Raw genomic sequence first — 19575 nt, forward strand, 5'->3', positions numbered from 1 at the left:
GCAGGAGATACCCGTGAACCTGAGCGAGGTCGCTATGGCTGCGGCTATCACCGTAAGTATTGCTTGCGTGTCCTACGCAGCGTTGAACACGACCAGCGTCACCGGCACGGCGAAGACGGTCGCGAGCCAGGCCACGTGCCGCGCGGTCGACCAGGCCATCGTCGCGTACGTGGCGCAGAACAGCACCGTCCCGACCACGATCAGGCAGATCAAGCCGTTCGTGAAGGGCGACATCTCCGCCTACCGGATCGTCAAGGGGCAGGCCGCCGGTCCGGGCTGCTGACGCCGTCACGCAGCGTTCACCGGAACGCAACACAGCGAAGCGGCCCGTAAACAATCACGGCGAACAATCCGGGGATGTCCCAGCCCCGGGAGGTCGCCGTGCCCGTCGAAAAACATCCGGTCGATCAGATGCTGCCGTTCGGCCGCCTGGCGGTCCTCGGCCTCCAGCACGTCCTGGTCATGTACGCCGGCTGCGTCGCCGTGCCCCTGATCGTCGGCGGCGCGCTCGGACTGAGCACCGACGTGATCGCCATCCTGGTCAACGCCGACCTGTTCGTGGCCGGCGTCATCACCATCGTGCAGAGCTTCGGCGTCGGCAAGATCCTCGGCGTACGCCTCCCGATCGTCGCGGGCGCCACCTTCACGGCCCTGACCCCGATGATCCTGATCGGCAGCAAGTACGGTCTCCCGGCCGTCTACGGCTCGATGCTGGCCGCAGGAGTCTTCGGCCTGCTCATCGCCAAACCCTTCTCGAAGATTATCCACCTGTTCCCGCCCCTGGTCACCGGCACGGTCATCACGGTCATCGGTCTGTCCCTGATCGACGCCGGCGCAGGCCTGATCGCCGGCAACGACGAGTCCGACCCCGGCTACGGCAACCTCAGCCACCTGGCCCTCGCCGCCGCGATCATCCTGCTGATCGTCCTGATCAACCGGTTCGCCCGCGGTTTCCTCGTCTCCCTGGCCGTCCTGATCGGCCTGGTCTTCGGCGTGATCGTGGCGTCCTTCATGGGCCTGGTCGACTTCAGCTCCGTCGGCGACGCCGGCTGGTTCGGCCTGGCCCGCCCCTTCTACTTCGGCGCCCCCGAATTCCCCGTCGCCGCGATCATCTCGATGTGCATCGTCATGCTCGTCATCTACGTCGAGTCGACCGCGGACATGCTCGCGGTGGCCCAGCTCGTCGACAAGAAACTCACGGAGAACGACATCGCCCGCGGTCTGGCCGCCGACGGCGTCAGCGGCATCCTGGCCGGCACGTTCAACTCGTTCCTCGACACGGCCTTCGCCCAGAACGTCGGACTCGTGCAGGTCACCCGCGTCCGCAGCCGCTACGTCGTCACGGCGGCGGGCGTCATCCTGGTCCTGCTCGGCCTCATCCCCAAGCTCGGCGAGATCATCGCGGCCGTGCCGGGCCCGGTCATCGGCGGAGCGGCCCTGGTCATGTTCGCCACCGTCACCGCGGTCGGCATCCGCAGCCTCCGCCGCGTCCGGTTCGACGGCAACAACAACCTGCTCATCATCGCGGTCGCCATCGGCGCCGGCATGGTCCCGGTGGTCGCACCGAGCTTCTACGCGAAGATGCCCGACGAATTCCAGATCATCTTCGGCAGCTCCATCACCACGACGGTCCTGGTGGTCTTCCTCCTGAACCTCCTCTTCAACCACCTCAAGTGGCGGAGGGAGTCCTCGGAGCCCTCCGACGAGGAAGTTCCCTCGGATTCACCAGCCCATTAGATCTTTTGCCACGGTTCGTGCATGTCATCGACCGTCGCTCCCGCGGGGACCGGGCGCGGGAATCCATTTCGCCGGCGCTCCATGAGCGGATCCCCGCACCCTGCCAGGTCCGTGCTCCCGGGCCTGAAAGATCAAGGGCGGGTCAGGCAGAACTCGTTGCCGTCGGGGTCGAGGAGGACGACCCAGCCGTCGCCGTCCGTGGTGCGGCGGTCAGCGAAGACCTGGGCGCCCAGGGCGACCAGGCGATCGACCTCGGCGTCGCGGTTGCGGTCGCCCGGCTGCAGGCACACGTGGACCCGGTTCTTCACGATCTTCACCTCGGGCACCGCTTGGAAGAACAAGCGCGGGCCCTGCGGTGGCTCGATGACTACCTCGGTGTCGCCGGGAGCGGAGTCCGGGTGGACCGGGTGGCCGATCACCTCGCTCCAGAACTGCGCCAGCGCGTACGGGTCGGCGCAGTCGAACGAGACGTTCCGGATGAAGGAGGCCATGGCCGCCAGCGTAAGTCGCAGTGGTCATGACTGCGCGGTGGCAAGGCGGAGAGCCGTGGCGAGCCAGCGGAGCTCCTCGGTGGCGTCCGGGTGGCTGCGCTGTCCCCGCACGCGGGCGACGAGTCGGCGATATTGCTCCGCGCCCGCGTCGATCCCGGCTTCCAGGGACACCAGGACCGCGCTCAGGTCCGCGTCGCCGAACATGGCGGTGATGACTTCCGCAGCGGCCGGTTCGCCAGGGCCGACGCCGTTCTCCCGGGCCGCCGCGACGGTCTCCGCGACCTGCCGGGCCCACCAGATGTTGGCGCCGGGTGGTGCCTTCTGCCCGGGTACGGGGGTGTTCAGGGTCAGGAACGTCCGCATCCGGGCCCGGAACGACGGGTCCTGGACCAGCCCGGCCAGCTCGATCCAGGCGTCGACCTGGTCCGGCGTGGGATCGTCGGGCAGGTCGATGCGGAGGTCGTTGATCCGGTCGCGCAGACCCGGTTCGAGGTCGAGGCGGCCGAACACGTCGGCCTTGAAATCGTCGATGATCTGCAGACGTTCGGCGGCGGAAAGGCGGGCCAACCGGTTCATCAGGGCTGTCTCCTCGGTGGTGGATCGCTGTTTCGACACGGTGGACAGCACGGCCCGGCTCACCTTCAGGGACCGGATCTGGGCGTCGATCGCGGCCACCTGCACCTCGGCGACCTCGGCGACCGTGGCCCGGCCGTCGAGCACCCGGCGTACGTCGTCGAGCCCGAGACCCAGCTCACGCAGGGTGCGGACCAACTCGACCCGGGCCACGGACGCCGCGTCGTAGAGCCGGTAGCCGCCTGCCGTGCGGCCCACCGGTGTGATGGCCCCCTCGTTCGACCAGAAGCGCAGTGTCCGCGCGGCCAGGCCCGTACGGCGGGCGAGCTGGCCGATGGTCAGCAGGCCGGTGTTCGTGTCCATGCGGAGATCCTCGACGTTGCAGCCGCTGCAAAGTCAACCGTTCGTCGGAGGAGGTGCCGGTGCTTCATGATGGCGGGGTGAACAACCTGACCATCCGCCCTCTGACCATCCGGGCCCGGCAGGCCGAGGACCTCGACCGGTGTGTGGAAGTTCTCCGTGAGGTACGCCTGACCGACGGCTACCCGCTGAAGTGGCCGTCGGATCCCGGGGCGTGGCTGGACCGTCCGGAGCTGGACCAGGCCTGGGTGGCCGAGAGCTCACCCGGCGTGATCGTCGGGCATGTGGCCGTCCAGAACGCCCGGGAGGTCACCCGGCTGTTCGTGGCTCCGGCGGCCCGGCGCCTGAAGGTCGCCAGCGCGCTGCTGGACCACGTGAGCGTGTGGGCCGGCGGCCGACTGATCCTCAACGTCGTCGACAAGCCGGGTTCCCGTGCCGTCGCGTTCTACGAGGGCACGGGCTGGCGCTACACGCACACGACAACCGCGGACTGGACCGGCCCGCGCGGCGAGGCGGTGCGGCTGCGGCACTACGTCCGGTAGTCCGCCAGGTCGACGGCGACCAGCTGACCCGAGGGCTCGGCGCTGGGATAGACGGCGGTGGCGGCATAGAGCACGCCGTCGCCGACCGCGCAGTCGAAGCCGCCCCGGTCCAGGGGAATCGTCCGCAGCACCTGGCCACCCTCGCGCACCAGCACACACTGCTGGTTGGGCACATCGGCGTACCAGACCGTGCCGTCCCCGGCGGCGAAGATGCCGTCCGGCGCCGCGCCTTCCCCCAGCGGAGCCCAGACCCGCCGGCCGGACAGCGACCCGTCCGGCGCGATGTCGAAGGCGGTGAGCCGGCCGGCATGTGACTCGGCGACGATCAGAGTCTCCCCGTCGACCGCCATGCCGTTCGGGAACTCGAGCCCACCGGCCACCTCACGCGCCACCCCGTCCGGTGTGACCACGGAAACGGTGCCGGGCGCGGGCGACCCACCAGGGAAGTCGTACCCGATGTTGTTGACGAAGATCCTGCCCCGGCCGTCGACCGCGATGTCGTTGAACAGGAACGGTGAGGTCAGCGTCGTGAACACCGCCAGGCTGCCGTCGGCTTCCTGTCGCAGCAACGGCCCCCGTCCGGTGATGACGACCAGGCGCCCGTCGGGCAGCCAGTCGATGCAGGACGGGAAGTCGTCGACCCGGGCGACGACCGACGGCAGCCCGGCGTCGAGCATCACGATCTGCCCGGCGCCCCAGTCGCAGAACCAGAGCCGTCCGTCGTGCCACCGCACCGACTCACCCATGACCAGCCCGTCCAGCACCACCCGCATCCCGCCAGCCTAGAACCGCCTACAGTGCAGGCCATGGATATCGACGCGATGCCGCGCGCCTACTTCGCCTTCCCCGGCCCTCTTCGCGATCAGTTGGTCGGCGCGATCCTGTCCGGTGCGAAGACGTCGACGTCGAGCCTGCTCGCGGATTACGAGCACGAGGGTGAGGCGCTGCCCGTGGTGGGGGAGGTGTCCGTCGTCGTGGACTCCGACGACCAGCCGGTCGCGGTCATCGAAACCACCGGGGTCCACACCGTCCGCCTCGGCGACGTCGACCTCCAGCACGCCATCGACGAGGGCGAGGGCTACACCACGGTGGCCGAGTGGCGTACCGGCCACGAGAACTTCTGGCACAGCCCCGAGGCCCGCGCCTCCCTCGGCGACCCGGCCTTCACCGTCGACGACGACACCCTCATGGTCGCCGAACGGTTCCGCGTGGTGACGACCCTCAGACCTGCTGCCTGATCCACGTCCGGCAGGCCTGATCGATCGGCCGGAAGGGCGTTCCGAAGACCTTCACCGACGAGTCGTCGACCCCGTCGTTCTTCCGCAGCACCTCCGTGACGAAGGCGAAGAGTTTCTTCTCGCCGAACTTCTTCGCGAGGCAGTCGACGGCGAAGTGGCTCAGTCCGTAGTAGACGCTGCTCTCGTTCCGGCTCGCGTTGTCCTTCAGCTGACCCAGGACGATGCTGCTGGGCCGGTCACCGCCGGTCAGTGCCCGCCGCACCTCCGGCAGACGCGTGGTCGAACGGGCCGGCCGGGGCGCGTAGGCGATGTACTCCGCGACGCCCTCCTGCAACCACATCGCCGGGTTGGCGATGCTCTGATAGCCCAGCTGGAGCCCGCCCAGCGTGACCGCGTGCCCCATCTCGTGCCTGATCAGGTTTTCCAGCGACCGGCCGCTCCCGGCCCGGCTCATCCGCAGCACGATCTCGCTCAGCACATCCTGCGGGAAGGTCGTGTAGCCGATCGCCCAGTCGCCGCTGTGACCCCCGAACCAGGTTCGCCATTCCTTGTCCGTCGCCATGTAGACGCGGTACCGGGTCTGGGGATTACCCACCAGGCCCGCATAACGGTCGGCTCCCACAGCAGCGCGCTCCGCAGCGGCAAGAACCTCTTTGCTCCGCCGGGTGTTGCCCACGCTCGCGGCGACCGCGACCCGCTTGCCTTTCAGCACCTTCAGCGAACTGACCTGCCAGGGTGTCGACGACCAGTTCTCCCGGGCCATCTTCGCCCGTCCCACCTTCACGACCCGATAGTCGCCCGGCCCGGCCTTTTTCAGCGTCAGCGCATGCGTGATCATCGGCGCGCCGGGCTTTCCGGGGTTGAGATACTTGAAGCCCGGGCACGAGGACATGCTGAAGCAGTACAGCAGGTAGAAGTCCTCTTCCCAGGTTCCCTCCCGGTTCACGGGTTTCGGGATCAGCGTCTGGAACTCGAGATGGCTGACACCGAGCCCGCGCAGCGAGGTGTAGAGATCGCGGAAGTACGCGCGTACCTGGGGCTTCCCGGGGTCGGCGAGCGCCATCCAGCCGGCTTCGTCACCCTTCACCAGGGCGTCCGCACCCTTGTTGAGCGCCTCCTGCACCCACCCGCTCGGACTGTTGTCCCTCGTCGTCCTCGCCGCCGACGGTGTCGTGGTGGCGCCGGCCGGGCCGCTGTAGTGCTCGACCGCACGAGCCGGAGCGGGCTTCTCCGACGGCCCACCGGCAACCGCGACTCCGACGGCCACGACCACCGCTGCCACCACCACCAGGGCCCCACCGATGATCAGCCGTCGTCGCAGCCCCGGACTCGCCGTCGCCGGCTCGGCCTGGACCGAAGCCTGAAAACTCGCCCGGACCCGAGAAGGTTCTTCCACTGTCCTGCCCCCGCTAACCCTCAACCATGAACGTCGATTAGATCAGGACCACCGGCTCACGGCTGCCCCGCCCGCGCACGACCGGGGTCGACGAGCCAGTGGTTGCTCCGCAGGGTGCGCCCGGCGAACTCCAGGTCGAGTTCCTCGACGAAGGTGAAGCCTGCGGAGCGGCAGATGCTGTTCGACGGGCCGTTCGCCGTGCCGGGGTAGGCGTGGATGACACCCCAGCGGCCGTCCTCGCCGGCCTGGTGGAGGATCTCGCGGACCGCCTGCCCGGCCAGGCCGCGGCCCTGGAATTCGGGCAGCACGAGCCAGCCGATCTCGGAGAGGCCGTCGTGCTGCCACACGGTGACCGTGCCGGCGACCGGTGACGACTCCGTGGGCAGGATCATCTTGATCCAGGCCGTGCCGGCCTCGGCCCAGGCGACCTCGCGGTGGAAGGACCGCTCGATGCCGTCGCGGGGGAGAGGGCCGCCGAGGTCGGCCATCATCGCCGGGTCGCCGCGCATGCGGATGCAGGCTTCGAGGTCGGCGGGCCGGATGTCGCGCAGGAACATCGGGTCAGCCGGCCAGGCTGAAGCGTTCCGAGTGGATCTGGGCGGTGGGGAGGCGGAGGGTGCGGAGGCTGCGCAGGACCGCGTTTGTCATGGCCGCCGGGCCGCAGACGTAGACGTCGCGGTCGTGGATGTCGGGGACGAGCGCGGAGAGGTTCTGCGGGTCGAACGGGTTGTTCGGGGGCGAGCCCGCCCCCGTGCGTCCGGTCAGCAGGTGCAGCTGGGCGCCGCGGGAGCGCGCCAGGTTCTGGAGTTCGCCGAGCAGGACCGCGTCTTCGGTCGTGTGTGCCCGGTAGAGCACGGTTACCGGGCCGGTCAGTTCCTCCAGCAGAGCGCGGATCGGTGTGATCCCGACGCCGCCGGCGATCAGCAGGGTTGATTCCCGGGTACGGCTCAGCGACGTGAACGCCCCGTACGGTCCCTCGGCGAAGACGCGAGTCCCGACGGGGATGTCGCGGAGTTTGGCGCTGGCCGAGCCGACCGCCTTGGCCGTGAGTCGCAGGGTGCGCCCGTCCGGGGCGGCCGACAGGGAAAACGGGTTGGCGTCCCACCAGTGCCCATGCCCGGGGAACCGCCAGATCATGAACTGGCCGGCGCGGGCGGGAAGCTTGTCGAGGTCCTTGCCCGTGACGTAGACCGAGGTGACGTTGCCGGCCTCCGGCACCACGGCGGCGACCCGGAACTGGTGGCGGGCGTTGCGCCAGAGCGGCATGACCACACGGCCGGCAACCAGGGACACCAGAGCAAAAGCCCACAGCGCCCACCAGTACGCGGTGGCCAGCGGCGTGGACGTGAACGTCGACACCTCGAACATCTGGTGGATCAGGCCGAGGACGACCGCCACGTACAGGCAGATGTGCACCGCGTGCCAGGCCTCGTACGAGAGACGGCGGCGCGCTGCGCGTACCGAAAGGCCGGCCGCGACCAGGATGATGACGGCGGCGACGATGCCGAGCAGGACCGGCGTCTGGGCTTTGAGGTTGTTGAACTCGGTCAGGGGTGTGCTGTTGTACTCGTTCGCGTAGCCCAGCAGGACGAACGCCGGGTGCAGCAGGACCAGCCAGAAGAGGCTGAAGCCGGTCCAGCGGTGCCATGAGGTGAGCCGGTCCATGCCGATGCGGCGGTCCAGCCACGGCAGGCGGGCGACCAGGACCAGCTGCAGCACCATGATCAGGGCCAGGTGCAGGCCGAGCCACTTGCCGAAGCCCAGGATCGGGTTCTTGGCGGCCTCCGCGGTGAGGAACACGAGCTCGACGATCAGGACGTTGACGCCGACGACCGTCCAGAGGACAAGCCGTGCGAGCTGGGCCGGAGGTAGTGCCGTGCGCGTGGGCGCCGGGTGCAGCCGTTCGTTCGCAGCCGTCATGGCGGTCTCCTGTTCGCGGGCCTTGCGTCACACACGTCCGGGTCGGCGATCCGGTTCACTGCGACGGTGTACAGCGCGCAGGCGACGACAGTTCAGCACAGCAACCCCGTACGCGGAAAGCGTGCGACCGGGCGTACCCGTGCACGGGCGGTCACGGTGAGGTCATACGATCGCCGGGGAATCCCGGAAACAGCACGGAGGGTGTCATGACGGAGACGCTGGAGTTCCAGGCCGAGGCGCGGCAGCTGCTGCAGTTGATGGTCCATTCGATCTACTCGAACAAGGACATCTTCCTGCGGGAGCTGATCTCGAACGCCTCCGACGCCCTGGACAAGCGCCGCCTGGTCGCCCTGGCCGAGGACGGCGCCAGCCCGGACGACCTGCACATCGAGATCGAGGCGGACTCCGAGGCGCGCACGCTGACCGTCCGCGACAACGGCATCGGCATGTCGCGCGACGAGGTCGTGTCGCTCATCGGCACGATCGCCAAGTCCGGCACCGCCGAGATGCTGCGCCGCCTGAAGGAGAGCAAGGAGTCGGCCGAGCTCATCGGTCAGTTCGGTGTCGGCTTCTACTCGACCTTCATGGTCGCGGACAAGGTCACCCTGATCACGCGCAAGGCCGGTGACGACGCCGGTACGCGCTGGGAGTCGGCCGGCGAGGGCACGTACACGATCGAGGAGGTGACCGACGCGCCCCAGGGCACCGCGGTGACCGTCCACCTGCGCCCGAAGGACGAGGAGGACGCGCTCTACGACTACGCCGACGAGACCAAGATCCGGCAGATCGTCAAGAAGTACTCCGACTTCATCTCGTTCCCGATCCGCCTCGGCGACGAGACCCTGAACTCGATGAAGGCCCTCTGGGCCCGCCCGCGGTCCGAGGTCAAGGACGAGGAGTACACCGAGTTCTACCGGCACATCAGCCACGACTGGACCGACCCGCTCGAGACGATCCAGATGCGCGCCGAGGGCACCTTCGAATACGAGGCGCTGCTCTTCATCCCGTCCCGCGCCCCGCACGACCTGTTCCAGCGCGACGGCCGCCGCGGCATCCAGCTCTACGTCAAGCGCGTGTTCATCATGGACGACAGCCGCGAGCTGATGCCCGACTACCTGCGCTTCGTCAAGGGTGTCGTCGACGCCGCGGACCTGTCCCTGAACATCTCCCGCGAGATCCTCCAGCAGGACCGCCACATCCAGCTGATCCGCCGCCGCCTGGCCAAGAAGGTCCTCTCCACCATCAAGGACCTGATGACCAAGGACGCCGACAAGTACGCGACGTTCTGGCGCGAGTTCGGCCGCGCCGTCAAGGAGGGCCTGCTCGGCGAGGCCGACGACCAGAAGGCCATCCTCGACATCTCCTCCTTCGCCTCGACCGCCGGCGACGAGCCGACCACCCTCGCCGCGTACGTCGAGCGGATGAAGGACGGCCAGGACGAGATCTACTTCATGACCGGCGAGACCCGCGCCCAGGTGGAGAACTCCCCGCACCTGGAAGCGTTCAAGGCCAAGGGTTACGAGGTCCTGCTGCTCACCGACCCCGTCGACGAGATCTGGGTCGACGCCGTGCCCGACTACGACGGCAAGAAACTCCAGTCGATCGCTCGCGGCTCGGTCGACCTCGACAGCGAGCCGGCCTCGGAGGAGAAGACGGGCGAGTTCGCGCCGCTGCTCACCTGGCTCGGCGAGACCCTCACGGACGAGGTCAAGGAGGTACGCCTCTCCACCCGCCTGACGACGTCCCCGGCCTGCCTGGTCAGCGACTCCGACGACATCACCCCGACCCTGGAGAAGATGTACCGGGCCATGGGCCAGGAGGTCCCGCCGGTGAAGCGCATCCTGGAGCTGAACCCCGACCACCCGCTGGTCAGCGGTCTCCGCACGGCCCACGAGCAGCGCGCCGACGACCCCAACCTCCCGGAAACCGCCGAACTCCTCTACGGCACGGCCCTCCTGGCCGAGGGCGGCGACCTCACCGACCCGGCCCGCTTCGCCAAACTCCTCGCCGACCGCCTCGCCCGGACGGTCTAGGCACGCACCGCAGGGGTCAGGACGGCGGCCACCGTCGTCCTGACCAGCTGCGCGGGGTCGGAGTCGTCGAGTTTGCCGTCGAGGAGGAGGACGGCGAGGCCGTGGACGAGGGCCCAGGCGCCGATCTGCTGGGTGCGGGCGGGGAGGCGGCTCGCGAGGACGGCGGCGGTCCTGGTACTGGCCGCGTTGGTGGCCGAGCGGCCGTACATGAGGCGGAACAGGCCCGGGTGGGCGAGGGCGAAGGTCACGTACGCCTCGGCCATGTCGACGACGGTGGCCGCGGCTTCCAGGTTGTCCGCCAGGCGGTCGAAGCCGTCGGCGGCCAGCGCCGCGAGCAGGGCTTCCTTGTCCTCGAAGTGGCGGTAGGGGGCGTTGGGCGAGACGCCCGCCCGGCGGGCCACCGCGCGGAGGGAGAACGTCTCGGCGTCCTCGAGGAGGTCCAGGGCGGCGGCCAGCAGGGCCGCCGGCAGGTCGCCGTGGTGGTAGGACCGCGAAGTTGACACTGCGCACACCGCCTTCCTAATGTGCGCAGTGTATACATTCGCTGACGCCGGGAGGACTCATGTCTGTTCGCTCCACCGAGGTGCGCCTGGCGGCCCGGCCGCACGGCTGGCCCACCGCCGACACGTTCGCGATCGCCGAGACCGAGCTGGGTGGTCCCGCGGACGGTCAGGTGCTGGTGCGCAACCTGATGATGAGCGTCGACCCGTACATGCGGGGGCGCATGGACGACCGCAAGTCGTACGTGCCGCCGTTCGAGGTCGGGCAGGCGCTCGACGGTGGGGCGGTCGGTGAGGTGATCGAGTCGGCGGCCGAGGGCTTCAAGCCGGGTGACCTGGTGCTGCACGGTCTCGGCTGGCGGTCGCACGCCCTCGTCGACGCGCGCGGCGCCTCGAAGGTCGACCCCTCGGTGGCCCCGCTCGGTGCTTACCTCGGGGTTCTGGGCATGACGGGCATGACCGCGTACGCCGGACTGCTGCGGACCGCCGAGTTCAAGCCGGGTGATGTCGTCTTCGTCTCCAGTGCCGCCGGAGCTGTCGGGCAGGTCGTCGGGCAGCTGGCGAAGCTCAAGGGCGCCGCCCGGGTGATCGGCAGTGCCGGCTCGGCGGAGAAGGTCGCCTTCCTCACCGGTGAGCTCGGCTTCGACGCGGCTTTCGACTACCACGACGCCCCGGTACGCGAGCAGTTGAAGCAGGCCGCCCCCGACGGTGTCGACGTCTACTTCGACAACGTCGGCGGTGACCACCTCGAGGCGGCGATCTCGGCCATGAACGTCCACGGCCGCATCACGATCTGCGGGATGATCAGTGTCTACAACGCCACCGAGCCGACGCCGGCGCCGCGTAATCTGGCGCAGCTGATCGGCAAGCGGCTGACGATGCGCGGCATGCTGGTCCGCGACCACCGCGATCTGCGGGACGAGTTCATCGCGGACGTGGCGCCGCTCGTCGCGAACGGCACCATCCGGTACCACGAAACGGTCTTCGACGGGCTCGACCAGGCCCCGGAGGCGTTCCTGGCCATGCTGCGCGGCGACGGCCTCGGCAAGAACCTGGTCCGCATCGCCTCCTGAGCGCACGGCGGCCCGGCCTCACGACGAGGCCGGGCCGTGTCGTGTACTCAGGAGTGCGGGTCAGGAGTGCGGGCAGGTGTCCCGGTACTCCTGGATGGCCGATCCGCTCGGCCGGGGGCAGAGGAACTGGTCGTACCGTGTGTCGTTGTCGATGAACCGCTTGAGCCACGAGATGCTGTACTTCGCGACGGTCACGTTCGTCGAGGTCGGCGCCGAGTGCGACGCGTTGTTCAACTCCAGGTACGCCTTGTCCAGAGTGCCCGGCAAGCTGGTGTAGAACGGTTCGGCGTGTGAGGTCACCGAGGCGACCGTGTCGTTCTCGGCCCCGATGACCAGCGTCGGGACGGTGACCGAGGACCAGCTCTTGGTGCTGTGGTACGGCGTCAGCGGGATTGCCGCCTGCAGCCGGGGACGGGTACGGGAAGCGGCCAGGCTGCCGCCGCCACCCATCGAGTGGCCCATCACGCCGAGCCGGGTCGCGTCGATGCGCGTACGCACCGAGCTGCTGCCCGTCAGGTAGTCCAGCGCCGCCAGCAACTGGGTGCCACGGCTGTCCGGCTGGTCGTACACGCTGAGGGTGTCGATCGTCATGACGACGAACCCCTGGGACGCCAGGCGGGGCCCGTACCAGGCGACACTCGACTGCGAGGCCGTGTAGCCGGGGGAGACCGCGATCGCGCCGAACGTGCCGGACGCCGTACTGGTGGGGTAGTAGATCGTGCCACCGCCGAAGCCGGAGACGCTCGACCGGGCCACGCTGACCTGGGCGATCGCGAACGGGCCGCGGCTGGCCTCGATGCTGCTGACGCTGGGCGCGGGACCGCGCTCGTACGGGTTGGCGGCGAGGGCCGGGCTGGTGGGTGCGGCGACCAGCGCCGCCGCGAGAGTGACGGCGCCGAGCAGGCGCAGGACGGGGTTACGCATTCCGGGAGCTCCCTAGGGTGGGGGAGGATCACGAGTACGACGCCTCGGGTTATCGAGACACGTCAATACTCGGTTCGGTTGCTACCCGGCGGTAATCCCGCTGTCATCATGTTTCGCCGATATGACGGGTCAGGCGGGCAGGTGCTCCGAGAGCACGCCGAGCTGCGTGGCCCGGGCCTCCGCGTGGCGCCGCTGACCGTCCTCGGTCACCGTCACAAAAACACCGCGCCGGTCGTCCTCGCAGAGGCTGCGGGTGACCAGGCCGCCCTTCTCCAGGCGGGCGACGGTACGCGACAGGGCGCTCTGGCTCAGGTACATGTCCGACGCCAGCTCCTGCATGCGTTGCTTCTCACAGGACCTGGTCACGAGCCGGTCGAGTGTCTCGAACTCGCCCATCGTCAGCCCGTGGCCGTCCTGCAGCGCCCGCTCCAGGTGGCCGGCGACCTCGTTGTAGCTGCCCAGGAGCGCACGCCAGCGGTTCACGAGGGCGGGCTCGGAGGTCATGAGCCGCATCCTAGCTCCCCGCGGAGGTCCATGCACACAAATTATTTGCGGCGGCATCTTATGCGTAGACATTCAATGCACACGCATATACCTTCCACGGCGTGACTATTACCGAAGCGGCACCCAGCCCGCAGACCCAGGCCTGGACACCACGGCTGTGGGGCGTCCTGGCCGTGCTGTGCGCCGTGCTGTTCCTCGACGGGCTCGACGTCTCGATGGTCGGCGTCGCCCTGCCCTCGATCGGCGACGAGCTCGGCCTGTCGACCACCTCGCTGCAGTGGATCGTGAACGGCTACGTGCTCGGGTACGGGGCGCTGCTCCTGCTCGGCGGGCGTACCGCGGACCTGCTCGGACGCCGGCACGTCTTCCTGATCGCCCTCGGCGTCTTCGCGGTCGCCTCGCTCGTCGGCGGGCTCGTCGACGACGGCACGCTGCTGATCGCGACCCGCTTCATCAAGGGCCTGGCCGCCGCGTTCACCGCGCCGACCGCACTGTCGATCCTGACCACCACCTTCCACGAGGGACCGGCCCGCAACCGCGCACTGTCGGTCTTCTCCGTCTTCGGCGCCAGCGGCTACTCCTCGGGCCTGATCCTGGGCGGCCTGCTCACCAGCTTCGGGTGGCGCTGGACGTTCCTCATTCCCGTGCCGCTCGCGCTGGGCGCCCTGGCTGCCGGCATCGTCCTGATCCCGCGCGATCGCCCCGCGGCCGGCGGCGGCCACGACCTCATCGGTGCCGCCACGCTGACCACCGGGATGCTGCTCGCGGTCTACACAGTGGTGTCCGCACCCGATCGCGGCTGGCTCGACCCGGTCACGCTCGCCTCGGCGGTCGTCGCCGTCGCGCTGCTGGCCGGCTTCTTCATCACCGAGAAGCGCGTCCGGCACCCGCTCATCCGCCTCGGCATCCTGCGCACGGGGACGGTCGTCCGGGCCAACCTGAGCATGATCGCGCTCTTCGGGTCCTACCTGAGCTTCCAGTTCATGATGACCCTGTACCTGCAGAACGTGCTGGGCTGGACGCCGCTGCGCATGGCTCTCGCGCTGCTGCCCGCCGGCCTCCTGGTCGCGTTCGGCTCACCGTTCGTCGGCCGGCTCATCGACCGGTACGGGACCCCGCGCCTGCTCATCAGCTCGATGACGTCACTGCTGCTCGGGTACGCGTGGTTCCTGCTCACGGCGGGCAACACCCCGCACTACGTGGTGACGATCCTGCCCACGATGCTGTTGCTCGGCGGGGGTTTTGCCTTCGGCTTCAGCTCGATCACGGCGCAGGCGACCCAGGGCATCGCGGACTCGGAACAGGGCCTGGCCTCAGGGCTGGTGCAGACGTCCGGCCAGGTCGGCGCGGCGCTGGTCCTGGCCGTGCTGACCGCACTGATCGCCGGGGACACGACAGCACCCGCGACCGACTTCAGCCAGTTCCACCCCGGCGTCAACCTGGTCACCGGTGTGGCTCTGATCGGCCTGCTGCTCAACCTGGTCCCACTGCTGGCCCGGCGGCGCACACCGGCTGTGTAGCCGGGTACCCGCCGTCGCTGCGGCGGTGCCATACTGCCGCGCATGACGTTACGGTGGCGTACCGGCCGGACCTTCGCACTGCTCGCCGCGGGCGCCGCTCTGGCGGCCCCCGCGGCCGTCGGCCTCACCGCGACTCCCGCGGCGGCAGCGCCCGGTCCGATCGACATGAACGCCCGGCTCACCGGCCCGGCCACCGTCGTCCGGGGCGAGCTCGCCCTGTTCACGATCGACTCCGTCATCCCCGGCCCGCCCGCGCCGACGAACGTCAAGCTGATCCTCACCCTCCCCGACGGTTTCTCGTACGCGCAGATGGGCGGCGGCTCCGGTCCGTGCACCGCCGACGCGGCCCGTCGTGTCGTCACCTGCATTCCCGACCCGGGCGAGCCGTCAGGGTTGCCGGGGGCGCGGCAGTGGGAGGTCTACGCCCGCGCGTCCTCGTCACTGGCGGCCGGGACCGAACTGACCACCGCGCTCGAGGTGACCGCCGACGGCGACGAGACGAACCCCGCCGACAACCGGGACACCGTCACCACCCGCGTCACCGGGCCGGCAGCAACCTCCATCCGGGCAACCGGCCCCAAGGGGCCCATCGTTCCGGGCAGCAAGTTCCGGGTCACCGTGCAGGTGCACTACGCCGACGGCCCGCCGATCGACGACTTCGCGATGTTCGCCCACTTCGGCGGCGACTGGTTCCTCGGCGCCGAACTCGTGGGAGTGCCCGCCCAGTGCTCCGGCGACCCCGGTTCGGTGATGTGCGAGATCGATCGGCGGGTCGAGCCGAACACCGACTTCGACCTGGTGTGGGAGTTCGGCTCCACCGGCGACCCGGCGGGCTACCACGCCCCGACCGAGCAACTGCGATTCCAGACCTTCGCCTTCGGCGACCCGGTGCAGACGAGCATCGAGCTGACCTTCGCGACCGCGACACCGGGTACGCCGTCGCCCACGCCGACCGGCACCGGAACCGGAGGCGGGACCGGGAACGGGGACGGACAGGCCGGCGGCGGGCTGCCGATCACCGGCACCGCGACCGGTTCCCTGGCCGCCACCGGTGTGCTGCTCGTGGCCGCGGGCGCCGGAGCGGTCCTTCTGGGCCGCCGCCGTCGCCGGTCGTCCACAAGCTGAACGACCTGCCCCCACGACGGTGGGGCCGGGTGCCATACTCCCGCGCATGACGGTGTGGCGGCGGTACGGCTTTGCGGTCCTCGCGGTGGGCACCGCACTCCTGACAGCGACACCCGCGGCGGCGGCACCGCCGGCGACCGTCGACATGCGCTCGGCCATCGAGGGCCCCGCGACGGTGGTGGCCGGTGAGTTGCTGGGCTTCCAGGTCGGCACGATCGTCCCGGGCCCGCCGACCCCCACCAACGTCAAGATGACCGTGACGCTCCCGGAAGGCACGACGTACGAGGGAAACGGTGACGGTGTGGGCCCCTGCGAGGGCGCGATCGGCGGCCGGACCGTCGTCTGCATCCCCGACCCCGAGGAGCCGACCCAGGGCGGACGGCAGTGGCAGGTCGCCGGTCGTGTCGCCGAGTCCGTGCCGACCGGCACCGTGCTGACCACCACGGTCGTGGTGTCCTCCGACAGCGAGGAGACCAACCCGGCGGACAACACAGCCACGCTGACCACGCGCGTCGTCGCGCCCGCCGCGACCTTCCTCAAGGTGATCGCGCCGGCAGAGCCCGTCGTGCCCGGCAAACCGTTCCGGGCCACGGTGCGGCTGCACTACGGCGAGGATGCGCCGGTCGAGAAGTTCCTGATCGCCGGGTCCTTCGACGCGTGGTACAGCGGGGGTGAGCTCGTGAACATGTCTGCCGACTGCTGGGCCGACCCCGGCTCGCTGATGTGCGACGTCCCGCGCCGCCTAGAGCCGGGCACGGATCTCGACCTCGTCTTCGAACTGAAGACCAGCGTCGACCCGGACTTCTACCGCGAGCTCGACCAGACACTGTTCTTCCGTCTCGAGGATTTCGGCCGGACCATCTCGGCCAGCGCCAAGATCACCTTCACCGGAGTGCCCTCGCCGTCCCCGACCCCGTCGCCGTCCCCGACGAACGACGGCAATGGCAGCGGCAGTGGGAACGGCGGTGACGACGAGCAGGCGGGTGGTGGCCTTCCCATCACCGGTGCGCCGATCGCCTCGCTCGCCACGGCCGGGCTGCTGCTGGTCACCGCCGGTGCCGGCGCCCTGCTCCTGAGCCGCCGCCGGAGCCGGTCGTCCACAAGCTGAACGACCGGGCCCCACGACCGGCAGCCCGGTGCCATACTGCCGCGCATGATGATGTGGCGGCGTTCCGGCCTTGCAGTCCTCGCGGTGGGCGCCGCACTCCTGACGGCGACGCCCGCTGTCGCGGCTCCGCCGGCGACCGTCGACCTGCGCGCCACCATCGACGGCGCGGCGGAGGCCGTCCCCGGCGAGCTGCTGTACGTCAGGATCGGCACGGTTCTTGCGGGCTCGCAGACACCCACCGGCGTCAAGATGACCGTGACGCTCCCGGAAGGTGTGTCGTACCAAGGCGATGGCGGAGCTGCGAGTGACGGAGCAGGTCCGTGCGAGGGTGAGATCGGCGGCCGGACCGTCGTCTGCATCCCCGAGCCCACGGAGGTCACTCAGGGCGGCGTGTGGTGGCAGGCCCCAGGTCGTGTCGCGGAGTCCGTTCCGATCGGCACCGAGCTGACCACCACGGTGGTGGTGTCCTCCGACAGCGAGGAGACCAACCCGGCGGACAACACGGCGACGCTGACCACACGCGTTGCCGGACCCGCCGCGACCTTCCTGAAGGTCACCGGCCCCGCGGAGCCCGTCGTGCCCGGTCAGCCGGTGCGCATCAAGGTGCGCCTGCACTACGGCGAGGCCACACCGGTCGACGAGTTCGTGATGTTGGGTTCCTTCGGCGCGTGGTTCATCGGCGGCGGCGGCATCACGAACATTCCCGCCGACTGCTGGGCCGACGGCTCGCTGACGTGCCAGGTGCCACGCCGCCTGGAGTCCGGAACGGATCTCGATCTGATCTTCGAACTCAAGTCGAGTGTCAGGCCGGACGACTACCGCGAGCTTCGCGACACGATGTCCTTCTCCCTCGAATATCTCGAGTACCCCATCAGGGCCACCGGCACGGTCACCTTCACCAAGGCGCCCTCGCCGTCACCGACCCCGTCCTCCCCGAGCCCTTCGCCGTCCCCGACGGGCACCGGCACCGGCAACGGCGGTGAGAGCGGCGGTGATGACGAGCAGGCAAGTGGTGGCCTGCCCATCACCGGTGCGCCGATTGCTGCACTCGCCACGGCCGGGCTGCTGCTGATCACCGCCGGTGCCGGCGCCCTGCTCCTGAGCCGCCGCCGGAGCCGGGCCACCCACTGACCAGACCGCGTTCGCCGTTGGTCGGCCGGTCGGCCGGTCGGCAAGTCCGACAATCCGCCGGGTCGCCGGGTCGCCGGGTCGCCGGGTCGCGGGGTCGCGGGTCGCGGGGTCGCCGGGTCGCGGGGTCGCCGGTCCGCGGGGTCGCCGGTCCGTGGGGTCGCTGGGTCGTCCCGGTGTCCTTTGCGGACAGCAGGCGAGCGGACCGCGGTCAGGAGTTCGCCGCTCGGGCGAACCATCGCGTCCCCCGGATTCAGCCACGCAATGCTGCGAGCCAGGACCGCGGGCCGGCGTGCCGCACCCGGATCCCGGCGATCTCCGTCGCGAAGCGCAACGCGGGCACCAGCGTCAGACCGCGACCCAGCGCCACCGCCAGCGCGCCGTGGAACACGTCCCCGGCGCCGGCGGTGTCGACCGCGGGCACGGCGGGCACCGCCAGTTCGCCGTTCTCGTCGCCGGACCACCAGATGATCGGATCCGGCCCCCGGGTGATCGCCCCTCGCCGCACCCCGGCAACCCGCAAGGCCTCCCGAGCCGAAATCCCCTCGTGGTCCCCGGGCGGCGGGACCACATCGGTCGGCCCAGGCTGCGCAAGGTCCGCGGTCGGCGGACCAACGCCGAGCGCCGCGGAGCCCGCGGCCGGCGGATTGGCGTTGGGTGCTGCGAGGTCCGCGCCGGGCGGATTGGCGTTGGGTGCTGCGAGGTCCGCGGCCGGCGGATCGGCGTCGGGCGCTGCATAGGCCGCGGCTGGCGGATTGGCGTCGGGTGTCGCGAAGTCCGCGGCCGGGTGCGTCGCATCGGTCGGCCCCGGCGTGGGCAAGCCCGCCGTGGACAGGCCCGGGGTGGGCAGCCGGAAGGCGGCCGACGCGGCGACCACGTCCGCGAGCGGCAGCAGCTCCGCGAAGATCGGCCGCCAGCTTCCCGCATCGAGGACCAGAAGGCGGCCGGACGCTGCGGCGGCGCGGGCCAGCGCCGGGTGATGACCGTCCACCAGCACCACGTCCGCCGACGCCAGCACCGAGGCGAGTCCGGCCGGGGCGGCAACCTCGCTACCGCGGGCGTTGCGGCTGACGATCGTGCGCTGCCCGGTCGCCGCCAGGACCGTGACGGCCGAGACAGGCGGGGGAGTGGTGGCCTCCGGGGTCGCGTCGAGCAGCGTCACCCCGCACTCGGCCAGGTCGGCGCGGATCAGAGCGGCCAGCGGGTGGCTTCCCACGGCGGTGACAAGCGTGACCGTCGCGCCCAGGGCGGCAGCGGTGACCGCGGCGTTGGTGGCCGGGCCTCCTGCGGCGACCGAGGCGGACAGCGCTTCGGCCTTCTCGTCCGGGCCCGGCATGCGGTCGACGCGTTGGACCAGGTCCACGGTGGCCAGGCCGACGCAGACGACGTGCATCAGCGGCCGG

At 70.1% G+C, this 19575-nt stretch carries 20 protein-coding genes; 10 read left to right on the top strand and 10 right to left on the bottom strand.

All coding sequences use genetic code 11. The annotated features are described in order from the left end of the window. The first annotated feature begins 67 nt into the window (after window positions 1-67). Both AFR_RS19940 and AFR_RS19945 read left to right on the top strand, forming a co-directional pair. A complete protein-coding gene (locus tag AFR_RS19940; RefSeq protein WP_023362598.1) occupies window positions 68-283 on the top strand; it encodes a hypothetical protein in 216 nt (71 codons plus the stop codon). Between the two features lie 74 nt (window positions 284-357). Then, the gene (locus AFR_RS19945; protein ID WP_023362599.1) at window positions 358-1737 is read left to right on the top strand and encodes a nucleobase:cation symporter-2 family protein; all 1380 of its coding nucleotides are present in this window, start codon (window positions 358-360) and stop codon (window positions 1735-1737) included. Window positions 1738-1868: 131 nt separating this feature from the next. On the opposite strand, the gene AFR_RS19950 is transcribed toward AFR_RS19945, so the two are convergent. Continuing rightward, entirely contained in the window at window positions 1869-2228 is a 360-nt protein-coding gene (locus tag AFR_RS19950; RefSeq protein WP_023362600.1) for a VOC family protein, read from the bottom strand. A 24-nt stretch (window positions 2229-2252) separates the two neighbouring features. Next, window positions 2253-3164, bottom strand: a complete 912-nt coding sequence (locus tag AFR_RS19955) for a helix-turn-helix domain-containing protein (RefSeq protein WP_023362601.1) — start codon at window positions 3162-3164, stop codon at window positions 2253-2255. Window positions 3165-3241: 77 nt separating this feature from the next. Here AFR_RS19955 and AFR_RS19960 point away from each other — a divergent pair, with 77 nt between their 5' ends. Further along, window positions 3242-3703, top strand: coding sequence for a GNAT family N-acetyltransferase (locus AFR_RS19960; protein ID WP_023362602.1), 462 nt, complete (start codon window positions 3242-3244; stop codon window positions 3701-3703). Here the strand turns inward: AFR_RS19960 and AFR_RS19965 are convergent. Beyond that, complete coding sequence (locus AFR_RS19965) at window positions 3691-4476, bottom strand: SMP-30/gluconolactonase/LRE family protein (protein WP_023362603.1); 786 nt, start codon at window positions 4474-4476, stop codon at window positions 3691-3693. The two genes, AFR_RS19960 and AFR_RS19965, sit on opposite strands and share 13 nt — an antisense overlap. 33 nt (window positions 4477-4509) lie before the next feature. Here AFR_RS19965 and AFR_RS19970 point away from each other — a divergent pair, with 33 nt between their 5' ends. Continuing rightward, window positions 4510-4941 carry an ASCH domain-containing protein gene (locus AFR_RS19970; RefSeq protein ID WP_023362604.1) on the top strand — a complete coding sequence of 144 codons (432 nt, stop codon included), beginning with the start codon at window positions 4510-4512 and terminating at the stop codon, window positions 4939-4941. On the opposite strand, the gene AFR_RS19975 is transcribed toward AFR_RS19970, so the two are convergent. The 3 genes from AFR_RS19975 to AFR_RS19985 are packed head-to-tail and all read right to left on the bottom strand — an operon-like array spanning window position 4925 to window position 8257. Beyond that, complete coding sequence (locus AFR_RS19975; RefSeq protein ID WP_148308012.1) at window positions 4925-6337, bottom strand: hypothetical protein; 1413 nt, start codon at window positions 6335-6337, stop codon at window positions 4925-4927. The two genes, AFR_RS19970 and AFR_RS19975, sit on opposite strands and share 17 nt — an antisense overlap. 56 nt (window positions 6338-6393) lie before the next feature. Continuing rightward, window positions 6394-6894 carry a GNAT family N-acetyltransferase gene (locus AFR_RS19980; RefSeq protein ID WP_023362606.1) on the bottom strand — a complete coding sequence of 167 codons (501 nt, stop codon included), beginning with the start codon at window positions 6892-6894 and terminating at the stop codon, window positions 6394-6396. 4 nt (window positions 6895-6898) lie between these two features. Beyond that, window positions 6899-8257 (bottom strand): ferredoxin reductase family protein, encoded by a 1359-nt coding sequence (locus AFR_RS19985; RefSeq protein ID WP_023362607.1) that lies wholly within the window; start codon window positions 8255-8257, stop codon window positions 6899-6901. A 206-nt stretch (window positions 8258-8463) separates the two neighbouring features. Between AFR_RS19985 and htpG the strand changes: the two genes are divergently transcribed. Further along, on the top strand, window positions 8464-10290 hold the full coding sequence (htpG, locus tag AFR_RS19990; RefSeq protein ID WP_023362608.1) for a molecular chaperone HtpG: 1827 nt from the start codon (window positions 8464-8466) through the stop codon (window positions 10288-10290). On the opposite strand, the gene AFR_RS19995 is transcribed toward htpG, so the two are convergent. Continuing rightward, window positions 10287-10793 carry a TetR-like C-terminal domain-containing protein gene (locus tag AFR_RS19995; RefSeq protein ID WP_023362609.1) on the bottom strand — a complete coding sequence of 169 codons (507 nt, stop codon included), beginning with the start codon at window positions 10791-10793 and terminating at the stop codon, window positions 10287-10289. The two genes, htpG and AFR_RS19995, sit on opposite strands and share 4 nt — an antisense overlap. A 59-nt stretch (window positions 10794-10852) precedes the next feature. On the opposite strand from AFR_RS19995, the gene AFR_RS20000 reads away from it, so the two are divergent. Next, entirely contained in the window at window positions 10853-11863 is a 1011-nt protein-coding gene (locus AFR_RS20000) for an NADP-dependent oxidoreductase (protein WP_023362610.1), read from the top strand. A 60-nt stretch (window positions 11864-11923) separates the two neighbouring features. On the opposite strand, the gene AFR_RS20005 is transcribed toward AFR_RS20000, so the two are convergent. Both AFR_RS20005 and AFR_RS20010 read right to left on the bottom strand, forming a co-directional pair. After that, the gene (locus tag AFR_RS20005; RefSeq protein ID WP_023362611.1) at window positions 11924-12787 is read right to left on the bottom strand and encodes a poly(ethylene terephthalate) hydrolase family protein; all 864 of its coding nucleotides are present in this window, start codon (window positions 12785-12787) and stop codon (window positions 11924-11926) included. 129 nt (window positions 12788-12916) lie between these two features. After that, the gene (locus AFR_RS20010; protein WP_041842444.1) at window positions 12917-13291 is read right to left on the bottom strand and encodes a MarR family winged helix-turn-helix transcriptional regulator; all 375 of its coding nucleotides are present in this window, start codon (window positions 13289-13291) and stop codon (window positions 12917-12919) included. A 101-nt stretch (window positions 13292-13392) separates the two neighbouring features. Here AFR_RS20010 and AFR_RS20015 point away from each other — a divergent pair, with 101 nt between their 5' ends. Genes AFR_RS20015 through AFR_RS20030 form a run of 4 tightly spaced genes read left to right on the top strand, consistent with a single transcriptional unit; the run spans window position 13393 to window position 18175 of the window. Further along, window positions 13393-14811: an MFS transporter gene (locus AFR_RS20015; protein ID WP_041841000.1), complete on the top strand. Its 1419-nt coding sequence runs from the start codon at window positions 13393-13395 to the stop codon at window positions 14809-14811. A gap of 42 nt (window positions 14812-14853) precedes the next feature. Then, window positions 14854-15936 carry a hypothetical protein gene (locus AFR_RS47300; protein WP_023362614.1) on the top strand — a complete coding sequence of 361 codons (1083 nt, stop codon included), beginning with the start codon at window positions 14854-14856 and terminating at the stop codon, window positions 15934-15936. A 46-nt stretch (window positions 15937-15982) separates the two neighbouring features. Further along, window positions 15983-17044, top strand: coding sequence for a hypothetical protein (locus tag AFR_RS47305; protein WP_023362615.1), 1062 nt, complete (start codon window positions 15983-15985; stop codon window positions 17042-17044). A gap of 45 nt (window positions 17045-17089) precedes the next feature. Continuing rightward, on the top strand, window positions 17090-18175 hold the full coding sequence (locus AFR_RS20030; RefSeq protein ID WP_148308013.1) for a hypothetical protein: 1086 nt from the start codon (window positions 17090-17092) through the stop codon (window positions 18173-18175). Between the two features lie 250 nt (window positions 18176-18425). Here AFR_RS20030 and AFR_RS44560 read toward each other — a convergent pair whose 3' ends face one another. Further along, window positions 18426-19565 carry a PfkB family carbohydrate kinase gene (locus AFR_RS44560; RefSeq protein WP_023362617.1) on the bottom strand — a complete coding sequence of 380 codons (1140 nt, stop codon included), beginning with the start codon at window positions 19563-19565 and terminating at the stop codon, window positions 18426-18428. Between the last annotated feature and the right edge of the window lie 10 nt (window positions 19566-19575).

The sequence above is a fragment of the Amorphoplanes friuliensis DSM 7358 genome (assembly GCF_000494755.1).
GTDB classification, from domain to species: Bacteria; Actinomycetota; Actinomycetes; order Mycobacteriales; family Micromonosporaceae; genus Actinoplanes; species Actinoplanes friuliensis.